The following is a 12,210-nucleotide window of genomic DNA, read 5'->3' as shown; positions in this document are numbered from 1 at the left end:
TGCATATCGTTCAAGAGTCGCGGTCGGACAAGGGCCGCGGTACCCAGCGCGGGACGCAGGCCGCGTAGAAATTTGTCCATTTATGTCACCTCGTTCAGACGAATTCACGCGTTTGTCGCGTTGTCCCTTCGTGCGGGGGTTGATTACTGATTGGGATCAGGGCGTGTACCAGATGGGCGATGTGTAAGCCCGGTCCTGAATGGACTCGGGCGCGCCTTCGGGCAGTTCGACGCCAAAGAACTTGCGGTCAAAGGTGGTCCAGCGCGGGGTAGGGATTTCCAGAACCCGGACGTAGTAGAACGCGCTTTGTGTGGGTTCGAAATCAGGGTCCTCCCAATAGCCACCTAAAATCGCCTGGCCGATGTCGTTGGTATAAGTAGCCTCTTGCGCATCAACTGAGTTTCCAACCGGGCCATCACACGCCCCGTCGACAATCTCGCGACCACCGCATGAGACGTCATAGACTTTCTCGGATGTGGTGCCGTCGGCGTTCAGCCAGCCCTTGATGACCTGAACCCGGTCCAGATTGGCGCCATCCGGGTCACGCAACGCCCGAATTAGGAATCGCGGCGCACGACCTTCACTCGTTTCCAGATCACCCCCCATAGGTACGCCATTGGCGTAGCCGTGCGCCGCGAAGTCCGACCGAGGGAGGTCAGATTCTTCAAAGTCATATCCGGCAAACACACGGACGCGGATGCGCGTTCCGGTGGTTGCGAAAACCTCGCGCCGCATCATCGCGTCAAAGATCTCTTCCCGTGTATTGTCACGAGCCCAGACGGCTGCAAGGCCGGATGCGCTGGTCTGCCACGCCCGCAACCATGTGTCTTGTGGCCCGAGCCGTCCGGCGACCGGTTCCTCAAAACGGATCGGATCCGCCGTTGGCTCAAGCTGCGCAACTTTGCCGAAAAAGTTGTTTTCACGCGTCGATGCCAGAGAGGTGTGGGCATCCGTGGATCCGATCACCCCAAATTTCCATGGGTTGGCACCCAGTTCCGCACCATGTGCAAGGCCACGTTTTAATGCTTCACGAGCATACTCGCCCGAGACCATCTCGGGCACCTTTGGTTCAAATCCGCCCAGCGAGGTCGTATCCCAAGTCTCAAAATCGGCAAACGGATCGTCTGGCGACAGCATCGGGTGGGCTTCGCCATCCCCTTTCATCTGGGTGACCTCGTAGATTGGCTCCCACCGCTGACGTCGCGCGGCATAGTCCGCGTTTATCGGTTCGTCTGTTCCATATCGCGTGTCATTGAACATTAAACCGTTGGAAAGGTTTCCGTTGTGTGGGATGGCCAACAAACTGCCACCGGTCTCGGCCTCAACCTCTTCCATCCAGTCCCACAGCGCTTCAGGGTTCGGATCAAGGTCAGATGACAATGGTATCCTGCTGTTCGCAACATCTTTACCGTCCTTGAAGACAACGACACGATGCAAATTGTTCCCATTAGGGGCCGACGTCCATTCAAACCCGATGAGTGCCGTGAACCTTCCGGGCTCGTTGGCAACTTCTGCAGCGTCGATGATTTCTTCCCATGGAGCCACTGGCACATTCGGGTCGGACGCGAGAGTGTTCGTTCCATCCGCCTTTGTCTTGGTGAAAAGGTTAAAGGCTTCTCCCGCAGCATCCGCGGTTCCTTGCATCACCAGGGCATGCAACTCCTGCCCCAATGGGTCTTCCAGAATAATCGGATCAGACCGGGCAATCATCGGGGCAACCCCCAGCGCTTCGGCGTGATCCGAAATCACAAGCCAGTCGAGAGGCCTGATGAGCTGTGTTTTGACGCCCATCGATGAGGTGACTGTTTCGCCTTTGGCGTATCGGTAGGCTTCATCGGGGCCCAATGTGTTGCCAATCATCCCTGCATCAACCGAATAAGACGTGTGCAGGTGGGTATCTCCAAATAAAATCTGATTGGGAAAATCCTGTCCCGGGTACTGTGAGTATTCACGTTCCCCCGGATTCCACGGTGGCGCGTCCTGCGCTAACGCGGCCGAGGACAGTGCAAGGGCTGATACTGTAAGTGCTTTCAAATACATGGTGAAATCCTCAGGACGGTGTGTACCAGATGGGTGAGGTATAGGCGCGCCCCTGGATGGAGATTGGAGCACCCTCGGGTAGTTCAGTGCCAAAGAACTTTGCGTCAAAGGTGGTCCAACGCGGCGAAGGAATTTCCAGCACGCGCACGTAGTAAAAGGCAGACTGCGCCGGGTCGAAATCGGGGTCTTCCCAGAAACCGGCCAGAGTGGCCTGACCGATATCGTTGGTCCAAGTGGCGGTTTCCTGATCCACCGTATCGCCCACCGGACCGTCACATGCTCCGTCAATCAGGTCACGTCCACCACAGGCGACGTCGATCACCCATTCCGTGGTCGTGCCGTCCGCGTTCATCCAGCCCTTAACGATCTGAATACGGTCCAGGTTGGCACCATCTGGATCACGAAGCGCCCGCACCATGAAACGCGGCGCGCGACCATCGCCCGAGGCGGCCAAATCGGCCCCCGTCGGCACGCCGCTCTCATACCCATAAGCGTCAAAATCCGAACGCGGCAGGTCGGTTTCCTCGAAGTCGTATCCCGCAAAGACACGAACTCTCATGCGTGTCCCTGTCGTAGCGAAGACCTCGCGCCGCATCATAGCGTCAAAGATGGCCTCGCGAGTGTTTTCGCGCGCCCAGACAGCGGCCAGCCCCGACGCGGAAGTTTCCCAAGCCTTGATCTGGTTGGCCTCGTCGCCGAGCCGACCGGTAATGGCTTCATTGAAGCGCATCTCGTGGGCCGATGGCTCAAGGGCCGTGATTTTGCCAAAGAAATTCTCTTCTCGTGACGTCGACAAAGACGTGTGAGCATCTGTCGATCCAATCATCCCGAACTTGAACGGGTTCGCACCAAGAGCAGCTTCGTGTTGCAACCCCAAACGATAGGCCGAGCGCGCGTATTCGCGAGGCAGCATTTCCGGTGTTTTTACTTCGGTCCCGAAACTGCCCTAGTCCCATGTCTCAAAATCCGCGAATGCGTCATCCGGGGACAAGGCCGGGTGCGTCTCACCATCCCCTTTCATCTGGGTCACCTCGTAAAGAGGCTCCAGACGTTGCCGTCGCTCGGCATATTCTGCTGACAGAGGTTCCCCCGAGAACCGTTTGTCATCGAACATCAGCCCGTTGGACAGGTTCCCATTATGTGGGATGGCCAGAAGCTGGCCGCCGGTTTCGGACTGGTAGTCCTCCATCCAGTCCCACAGTGCTTCGGGATCATTGCTGAGTTCATTGGACAGCGGAATACGGGTATTCGCCTCTTCCTTGCCATCCCGATAAACGACGACACGGTGCAGGTTGTTGCCGTCCGGGGCCGAGCTCCATTCATATCCGATGAAGGCTGTAAAGCTGCCGGGCACATTGGCCTCTTCAGCGGCATCGATGATCTCTTCCCACGGAATCTTGGGGACATTTTGATCCGATGCCAGATGGTTCGTGCCTTCATAGGCGCGGCCAAGCCACAAGTTATAAGCGGCCTGCGTGCTTTCGATCGTCTTCTGGCTGACCAGCTCATACAGCTCTGCGCCCAGAGGGTCTTCCAACAATGTCGGATCAGAGCGTGTCAGCAGCGGAGCGATGCCAAGACCGTCAGAGTGGTCGGAGACCACCAGCCAATCCAGCGGCCTCTGCAGTTTTGCGGGGATACCCGTAGACGCAACCACCGTTTCGCCTTTGGCAAATTTATAAGCATCTGCAGGGGATAGTTTGTTAAAGACCAATCCGGCATCCCACGAATAGGATGTGTGGAGATGCGTGTCGCCGAAAAAGACCTGATTGGGAAAACTTTGTTCTGGGTAAGGGGAATATTCAGCCCGATCTGGTGCAACATTGGGCGCATCCTGCGCTGCTGCCGAATGTGCTATTATACCTGCAATGCAAGTAATAGCAGCGCAGCTGACAACAGAAATCGAGAACAGAAACCCACGAGAATTCTGAGCGGAATGCATCCCTAATGCCCCCATAATATTGTTTATTATCAGATATTTATACTATTGTAACGTAAACGTTATTGGGCAAAGCTAACAGAACGGTTTGTCAAATACTTTCCCAAACGGGGTAATTGCGATGAAGAAGGAATCTAAAGATACATTTTTCCCTATCTTTTCTTCAGCATGGCTAAGAGGCGTATCTCAAGAAAGCTTAGAAAAACTCAAACAGATTTCCGAAATCGTCACGTACAAGGATAAGGAAACAGTTTACGCTATTGGTGGGCCGCAAAGCTTTCTCTATGGCACCGTCTCGGGAAAGGTTCAGGTTCGCCTCGCCCTGACCGAAATAGAGCCGGTCTTGGGTCATATCCACCACCCCGGTGCCTGGTTCAGTGAATCAGAGTTGTTGCTTGGCGTTGACGGTCTGGTGGAAATGAAGGCCGCAGGCGGTGTCAGATTGGTTAGGATCGCATATTCTCCGTTTCGGCCACTGGCAAATGCACGCCCTAAACTATGGGAAGCATTTGCCCGCCTCACCTCGATGAACCAGCTACTGGCCATGTCTGCAGCCAATGACCTTGCGCAACGAAACACTCGCAAACGCATCGCTGCCGCGCTTTTGCGGTTGGGCGGATGGCGTGGCGTTTTACAGGGCGCCGAACCGACAGACACCGTTGTAGCCAGCCAGCAGGAACTTGCGGACCTGTCGAATATCGCCCTGTCCAAGATCTCGGTGTATTTAGGAGAAATGGCGACCGAAGGACTGATACGCTTGGAATATGGGCGCACCGTCTTGATCGACTTGGACGGGTTGCAGCGCGTGGTCGAGGAATAGAGTGATGCGTGCTGTTCCATGTCATAACCGTAGCCAATCTTGGAAAAAGCTACCCCTATCCTTTTCTCGGGTTTTCATCGTATTTTCGATCTTCTGCTTTGGGCTATTCGGCCCGCGTTCGGCTTTGGCATGCCAAGTTTGCATCACGCTGCCCGAGGCCTCACTTGCGGATCACTTGATCACGGCCGACGTCGTAGTCATGGCAGGACCAGCACAGGACAATCCATTCAAGTTTGCCCCACGTCAGATCATAAAAAGTACATCGGACGATCTGGAGAGATTTCCTGAAATTCCATTCTTGATCGACAGCACAACCCGCGCTGCCTTCCGCGCTGACCCCAAGATGTCAGTTCTGCTGAATTACGGAACTGTTGCCAAGGATGGTGCCGGACGCGGCTTGTCACGCAAGTGGACAAGGATATTCTCGCTGACCCCCGAGCGCGAGAAATTCTTGGAAGCGCTTTGGACCGAAGCCGAGCTGTGGCAGGACCGCACTACGGCATCCAATGCGCGCGTTGCGTTTTTTGCCCGATACCTTTCGCAAGAAGATCGGGTGCTCAGAGATACTGCCCTGATCGAAATCGACCGAGCGCCGTACGGCAGTATCCAAATGTTGCGCAACACGGTTGCTGCAGAAGAGTTATTGCGTGAGTTCGACAGCCTCGCTCGCATGAGCTTCGTTCCGGTTGCGATCCGATTGCTGGGCCTCCAGGCCGACGATGACAAGGCCAGACAAATTGTCCGATCAAGATATCCCAGGTCGGTTTTTCAAAGCTCGGGGTATGCGTATGATTGGGCTTTGGCTGGGATATCTGTCGATGGGCCATACGCTGTCACAGTTGTCGACGCCGCGTTGGGGTCGGCAAACCTCAAACAGGACCATAAGCAATCCCTCATTCGCGCCCTGGCTGACTCAGGTTGGGTGTCGCCTGAACTCAGAGATAAGATCATCAAGATTTTTTCCCGCGAGTTGGAACAGGATCACTCGTCGGCTTTGGAGATTGCGATTGCCATGCGCAATTGGAATGAAACGCGCTTGGATACCCAGTTTGCGTATTTGCTGCAAAACGATGAAATTGACCCGGTAACCAAGTTCGTTATCCAAACCAAACTAGCCTCAATTGAGTGACAACTGACGGTTTCGATCTGCGCCGAAACTGCTTCATTGATTGGCCCCACATACTAAAGCAGCTGATCTTTGTTGCGTATTAAAATTGCACTCCTGCCAGACGCCCGTCTAGAATTATTTCATGGTTGGTTGATCCGAACGTTCGGTTTCTGGGAATCGAAGATCCATTTGGCAAGCGCGGCGAGTGTCAGCCTTCCGCCCGTGAGCGACGAATGCTGCGCTCATGATCTATGTCGTCTTTCGGCTCAAAGCGGTCATCCGCATTGTTTGGTCGCTCATCTGGTTTTCCAACTTCGGCAATGCGGACAAAGCACCATTTCGCGGTCGCTTTGCGAACAACTGCTTTATCGAGAAACTCGACATCTCGACAACGTATTCTCTTGGCCGGTGAAGCAGTCCGGCGCAGTAGTTAGCATGCTTGCCGAGATACCGTCTCTTTCGTTAGGCTCAGCTATGAATAGTTTTGAGCCAACCACGACTTCCTACGCATTGTTCTCGATGCCGCTTGACGAAGCTGCGTCGGCACTAACGGCATTTTTCTCCACCGGTGCCCTCGACCCTGTCCAATCCGATCTGGAAGGCAAAGCCGACGAGCTATTTCCCAATCTTGAGCCGTTGAGCATGGCTTCGGACCGAGCGCTTCTTGTCGCCAACGGGAAGAATTGGACGAGCTACTTCAACAACAGCCTGCTTGGATCAGACGTCTTTTTGGAAGTGTCTTGGCTTGCAAGGGCGCATAGTTGCACTGGATTGCGGATCGTAAAGAAACCGAAAGCGACCATTTTTGAAGCCTATAATTGCCCTGAGCGGGGTGGACAGGCCCCCAATAACTGCAGGCGAAGCATTTACGCCGCACCAGAAGGAAAGTGGACGTTCGGTTCGTCCGGAGCGCCGTATCCATTCGAAGACGTCTCGCGCTACGAGGCAAAAAGTATCCGGGATCGCTTCACACCTGAAACGTTGGATTACATATTGCGAGGCCTTGGCGCGCCACATGAGCCATTTCCCGTTTGCGAGAAACTTATAGCCAAGCTGTTCGTTTTTGATGGCCGTGCCCCGCAGCTCCCAAGATGGACGTATGCCGAAGTGCAGGCAGGACAACCATGGAAACCGGGCTAGGCAGTTTCCAGTCCGGTCATCCGACAAGTCTCTTGGGTCCCAATTAGCAAAAAGCTGCCGTTGGTATGCGATGCAGCATCCGTCGCAATGGGCTCGAAGCAGACCTTGGTCACCTGTAGAGTAGCCCCTGACCAGTCCAACAAGGGAACGGACGACGGCTGTGCGGGACGAAGCAGACGTTTAGCCGGGGTTTCAAACTTATCGCCTCGAATGTCGACGCACTGCATTTTGGAGTATGGATCATCGTATTGTCGATACCTACGACTGATCAGACTACCCATTTAACAGTATCTCTCTGGTCCAATCCACTGCTCCACCGAATAGCGGTCCCCGTGCGTCCAGCCGACTGGCAAAACTTCTTCTATTCGTTCCAGGTCGGCATTCGTAAGGTTCAACTCCGCACCTGCGATGCACTCTCGGAAGTGATCAACAGACCGCGTTCCAGGGATCGGTATGACGTGAGGCCCACGGGTCAGGAGCCAAGCATTCGCCAAACCTGCAGCTGACGTGTCCATTTCTGCCGCTAGTTTTCGGAACCCATCTGTGATGCGGAGATTTTCAGACAGGTTGGGTTCCATAAAGCGCGGGTTGCCAGCTAAGAATGGCAGGCTTGTGATGCGCTCACGCGGGATCGGGTTGTCCGTCAGTAGCGACCGCCCGACAGGCGAAAACGCTACCATAGCGACACCCAGTTCGGCGCACGTCTGTACCAGTCCAAGATCGGGAAACCGGGTCGATAATGAGTATTCGGATTGGACGGCGGCGATTGGAAAGGTTTGCATCGCGCGGCGCAGCGTCGTAGGCGCGACTTCGGAAAGCCCGATTGCTTTGGTTTTTCCCTTCTCGACCAGTCGGCCAAGATTGGCCGCAGTCTCTTCTGGCGTAAGGCGAGGATCGCGGCGGTGCGCATAGAACAGGTCAACGCTGTCCAGCCCAAGACGTTGCAGCGACTTGTCCAGCTCGGCCTCCAGATGCTCCGCCGAGTTATCGAATACGCGATTGCCGTCGGCGTCGCGTGTAATCGTCGCTTTGGTCGCAATGACAAACTCTTCACGGGCGCTTGGATTGGCTTTCAGATAGGACCCGATGGCATTTTCTGATTTACCCATGCCATAGACGTTGGCCGTATCCAGATGTGTGACGCCGAGGTCACGACACGCATTGAGGATCGCGTGGCTAGCTTTCTCATTTGTTGGTCCATACATGTCTGAGAACGACATTGCGCCATAACCAATGGCACCGATTTCAGGTCCGTTTGCGCCTAGTTTACGTGTCTTCATTTTCTTCCTTCGACAAGCCACAACGGCAGCTGACCATGAACCAACTGGCGATCCAAACAGCAACGCGCTGGTATTCTAATTTTTAGTCAATAGCCTAATACCGAAGTTCGTTAATATGCTACGTAGGCGTTCGGTTGCCTAGGGTCAGGACCCATTGATTTCCGTTCTTCGGCATGATTCACCGTTCGAAAACGAGCGGTGACATGTCTGACCTTTTCTGGCTGAGCGATGCGCAGATTACGCGTCTGGAGCCCTATTTCCCCAAGTCCCACGGCAAACCTAGTGTCGATGATCGGCGTGTGTTGAGTGGGATTATCTTCATCAACCGCAATGGTTTACGGTGGCGGGATGCGCCCAAGGAATACGGGCCGCACAAAACCCTGTACAACCGTTGGAAACGATGGAGCGACAAAGGCATCTTTGCCCAGATTATGGTCAGTCTGGCCGCTGAGCATGGCGAAGAGAAGACGATCATGATCGACGCCACCTATCTGAAAGCCCACCGCACAGCGTCCAGTTTGGGCGTTAAAAAGGGGGACGCGGTCGCCTGATTGGCAGAACCAAAGGCGGTATGAATACCAAGTTGCACGCCATCTGTGACAGTAAAGGCCGCCCACTGAACCTGTTTGTAACCGCTGGACAGGTGAGCGATTACATCGGGGCAAAAGCCCTTTTGAGCAGCCTGCCCAATGTCGACTGGCTGCTCGGAGATCGAGGTTACGACGCCGATTGGTTCAGAGAAGCCCTGAAAGACAAAGGGATACGCGCATGTGTCCCTGGCCGGAAGCAACGCAAGGCCACCGTCAAATATGACAAACGCCCCTACAAACGACGCAATCGGATCGAGATTATGTTCGACAGGCTCAAGGATTGGCGGCGTGTGGCAACCCGATATGACAGGTGCCCAAAGGTATTCATCTCCGCCATCGCTCTCGCCGCCACGGTCATCTTCTGGCTATGAAACAAGGACGAGTCCTGACCCTAGTCCGCAGACTATGGTGAGACTAAGGTTGGCCTGTTAGTGGGTCTGGTGGCCACTGCTTTCATCTAACTATTTGATATATATTATGATTTATTAAAATTATGGTGCGGGTGGAGGGACTTGAACCCCCACGCCTTGCGGCGCCAGAACCTAAATCTGGTGCGTCTACCAATTTCGCCACACCCGCATTCCGGCATTTGCGCGCCGGATTGACGGGGTCAATATCAAAGCTTGAAACCAAGTGCGAGAGGGAATTGCAGGCGACGCCAAAGTTTATTCCCGTTCGCAATATTACGCCTGATCAAGGTACTGATCCAAATTCTTTCATGGCAACCGTCAGCTGAACGAAATCCTGTTCAATGTCGTGTAGAAACAATGACATAGCGATACAATTGAACAGGCCCTGCTGAGTTTATTCGTCTCTACTGAGATGATCGGCAATATAGGTGCGCAATCGGATGAGGTGTTCATGAAGTCATCTGCGCGAGCATTTCTGCTTCGCAAATTCCGCTGGGTCCAATCAATCAGAACTCTGCGCACCAAAGCAGAAAAACCAATGCGAGTCCGCCCACTACCGGCAATCCCGATTTCTGCTGACGCGTGGGGTGCTCAAATCTTCAGGCGAATAGGCAGCCGCGCACGCAAAGCCTCCTCGGCCTTAGCGGGCAGATGGTCGGGCGCGGGTTGTGCCTCGATCTGGGCAACGCGGGCGATGGCGCGATCCCATACTGTCTGTGCACCGCTTTCCAGCCAATCATTGACGCTTTGTCGATCACCCAGAGAGGGGTAGACATATTCGCGGGTCATCAGGTTCAGTGTTTGAGCGGTGCCAAGATAGTGCCCGTCGCCTGTGACGACCTCTTCAATCAGGTCAAGATCAATCGAGGTGTCACACATCTCGACCCCGCGAACCGACCGCAGGATCGCACCGCACATGTCGTTGTCGATCACCAGCGCCTCTTTGCTGGCGGCCATGATCGAGCCCAGCATGCCGACCGAAAGGTTGATCATGTCCGCCCCGGACTGCGCGGCCAGGGCGATGGTATAGCCCTTCTCGTATCCTGACTGCGCGTCAGCCGTCTTGGCATCGGTCATCCCCGCGGAAACAGTCGATGGCAAGCCGAGGCTCAGCAACAGCTGCGCGGCGGCGGCATTGGCGATTGCGGCTTCACCCGATCCACCGGTCATGGCCCCGGTGCGCAAATCCGAGATGAATGGTAGAAAGGCAAGGATGCAGGGAAAGCCAGACCTCATCATGTTGACCAGCACCAGACCCGCCAGCGATTCTGCCAGACCTTGCGCCAGCGCTCCGGCCAGAGAGGCGGGGCTGGTTGCCCCCGCCTGAGCCGCCGAACAGATCTGGAGCGGCATCCCAAGACGCACGCATTCGCGCATGACACCACATGCTTCTTCTGCCAGCGTCAACGGCGGCACCACATGACATACCGAGGCAAAACAAAACGGTTGGCTCCCGAAACCCCCTTCTGCCCCCAACGCTTGATCAAACATCTCGATCACTGGGGCGACGTGCGCCGGGTCAAAAAAGCTGGTGCCGATGGGCTTTGATGTCGCCTTCATTGCCGCAAAGGCGGTGTTGATATCCAACGTCAACGGGTCTTCCAGATCCCGCGCGACCACCGGGCGCAAAGAATAGTGAATCGCATCACAGGAATCGACGATCCGCATCAGACCATAAAGGTCCTTCAGCGTGCTGTCGCGATATGTATTGGCTTCGGAATCAAGGATGTGTACGGCCGCGCCGCCGGTACCTATATGAACCTTTCCACCGCCTATCTCGATCCCGCGATCCTTGATGAACCCGGGCAGTTCGACCCGCTTGCAGGCCTTAGAAATCACCTCTTCAACCAAAGCGTGGGGAAAGGTGATACGCCCGTCCGCCCGCTGCAACGCGCCGTTGTCCAGTGCAAGTTCACGAATATCACGGGACGCACCCGACACTCCTGTCCGTTCCAAAATATCAAATGCGGCGTTTGTAATTTGGGCAAGTTTGCCCTCGTCCAGCGGTCTGAACCGCCCACCGAAAGGAGGCGGCGTCATTTGGTGCGCAGAAAGTGCCAAGCCCCGACCGGATCGTGATCGCCGCATGTCTACATCCTATGTGGATCCCAGTGCGGAGGCATCTTAGGAAGCGCCACTTTCAAGCTCAATTCTATTAGTTGCATAATTTCGTGAAATTATTTCGCTCAAGGCAGGCCGGGCCCACCACCCGCCCTGAACGACGGGACGTCCTTTTTCTTGTTGCCGGGAAGGAAATCAAGCGAACTCTCCCATGGGTTGAGGCATTCTTATGCGCGCCTCACCACATTCGCGCCACAATTCAAACGTTAAAATATCTTATTCGCGTCAAAATAACACCGCCTTGAGGGTTCTTCTTGGGCACAGGAGTTAATGAGTCTTTTTGCGCATCTGCTGCGCTGTACCAGTGTTTCACTCAACTCCAGCACAAGGGTCTTTACCGTGACCGACATGATGAACTCCGCCGCTGCCGAGCAAGACGCTGTCGTTTTTGCACGTCAAAGCTTTCTTGGTGAACTCAAAACACTGAACCGCGATTACCCTGACACGGGATTTGGCATTGCGTTGCGAACCCATTCCGGCGACCACTATCTGCTTGCCAATGCACGGATGCCTTTGCCTTCCGTCAAATCTGAAGGGTTTCCCACCGGACGCCAGGTTGCACGCCTGGAAAATGGTGATCATTTCAGTCTGATCGAAGTTCTGGCCGATGCCGGAGCATATGAAAACATTTCTCCGCGCGCCGAAGCCGAAATTCTGGGCAACGCTCTGGATTTGATTGCCCGGATCGACACCCTGACCCGCGCGCCTTCTGGCCGTATGCCGGAAACCCTGCAAATCGCCGCAACTGGAACCGGAGGCTGA

Annotated in this window: 8 protein-coding genes, 1 tRNA gene and 1 pseudogene; 5 read left to right on the top strand and 5 right to left on the bottom strand. The window is 54.9% G+C overall.

Features of this window, described 5'->3' with window-relative positions:
- Nucleotides 1–156 precede the first annotated feature (156 nt).
- Both ACR0MI_RS17435 and ACR0MI_RS17430 read right to left on the bottom strand, forming a co-directional pair.
- Nucleotides 157–2,040 carry a DUF3604 domain-containing protein gene (locus tag ACR0MI_RS17435; protein ID WP_170611134.1) on the bottom strand — a complete coding sequence of 628 codons (1,884 nt, stop codon included), beginning with the start codon at nucleotides 2,038–2,040 and terminating at the stop codon, nucleotides 157–159.
- Between the two features lie 10 nt (nucleotides 2,041–2,050).
- Nucleotides 2,051–3,982 (bottom strand): annotated as a pseudogene (locus ACR0MI_RS17430) (DUF3604 domain-containing protein).
- A gap of 118 nt (nucleotides 3,983–4,100) precedes the next feature.
- Here ACR0MI_RS17430 and ACR0MI_RS17425 point away from each other — a divergent pair.
- The 3 genes from ACR0MI_RS17425 to ACR0MI_RS17415 all read left to right on the top strand — a co-directional run bounded on the left by ACR0MI_RS17425 (nucleotide 4,101) and on the right by ACR0MI_RS17415 (nucleotide 7,047).
- Nucleotides 4,101–4,799, top strand: a complete 699-nt coding sequence (locus tag ACR0MI_RS17425; protein WP_480855024.1) for a Crp/Fnr family transcriptional regulator — start codon at nucleotides 4,101–4,103, stop codon at nucleotides 4,797–4,799.
- 199 nt (nucleotides 4,800–4,998) lie between these two features.
- Nucleotides 4,999–5,928 carry a hypothetical protein gene (locus ACR0MI_RS17420; RefSeq protein ID WP_170816906.1) on the top strand — a complete coding sequence of 310 codons (930 nt, stop codon included), beginning with the start codon at nucleotides 4,999–5,001 and terminating at the stop codon, nucleotides 5,926–5,928.
- Between the two features lie 453 nt (nucleotides 5,929–6,381).
- The gene (locus tag ACR0MI_RS17415; RefSeq protein WP_480855022.1) at nucleotides 6,382–7,047 is read left to right on the top strand and encodes a hypothetical protein; all 666 of its coding nucleotides are present in this window, start codon (nucleotides 6,382–6,384) and stop codon (nucleotides 7,045–7,047) included.
- A 281-nt stretch (nucleotides 7,048–7,328) separates the two neighbouring features.
- Here ACR0MI_RS17415 and ACR0MI_RS17410 read toward each other — a convergent pair whose 3' ends face one another.
- Nucleotides 7,329–8,327, bottom strand: coding sequence for an aldo/keto reductase (locus ACR0MI_RS17410; RefSeq protein ID WP_170611144.1), 999 nt, complete (start codon nucleotides 8,325–8,327; stop codon nucleotides 7,329–7,331).
- A 203-nt stretch (nucleotides 8,328–8,530) separates the two neighbouring features.
- Between ACR0MI_RS17410 and ACR0MI_RS17405 the strand changes: the two genes are divergently transcribed.
- Nucleotides 8,531–9,288 (top strand): IS5 family transposase gene (locus tag ACR0MI_RS17405; protein WP_170815938.1). Its coding sequence is split into 2 segments (ribosomal slippage): nucleotides 8,531–8,855 and nucleotides 8,855–9,288, totalling 759 coding nucleotides; the frame shifts between segments, so codons are not numbered across the junction.
- 123 nt (nucleotides 9,289–9,411) lie between these two features.
- Here the strand turns inward: ACR0MI_RS17405 and ACR0MI_RS17400 are convergent.
- Both ACR0MI_RS17400 and ACR0MI_RS17395 read right to left on the bottom strand, forming a co-directional pair.
- Nucleotides 9,412–9,496, bottom strand: a tRNA-Leu gene (locus ACR0MI_RS17400).
- A gap of 422 nt (nucleotides 9,497–9,918) precedes the next feature.
- Nucleotides 9,919–11,367 (bottom strand): trimethylamine methyltransferase family protein, encoded by a 1,449-nt coding sequence (locus tag ACR0MI_RS17395; RefSeq protein ID WP_480855019.1) that lies wholly within the window; start codon nucleotides 11,365–11,367, stop codon nucleotides 9,919–9,921.
- 351 nt (nucleotides 11,368–11,718) lie between these two features.
- Here ACR0MI_RS17395 and ACR0MI_RS17390 point away from each other — a divergent pair, with 351 nt between their 5' ends.
- Nucleotides 11,719–12,210 carry a hypothetical protein gene (locus ACR0MI_RS17390; protein ID WP_480441549.1) on the top strand — a complete coding sequence of 164 codons (492 nt, stop codon included), beginning with the start codon at nucleotides 11,719–11,721 and terminating at the stop codon, nucleotides 12,208–12,210.

This window comes from Ruegeria sp. D4 (assembly GCF_056534475.1).
Note: the sequence above shows the minus strand (reverse complement) of the source record. Positions and strands in the feature narration are given on the sequence as shown.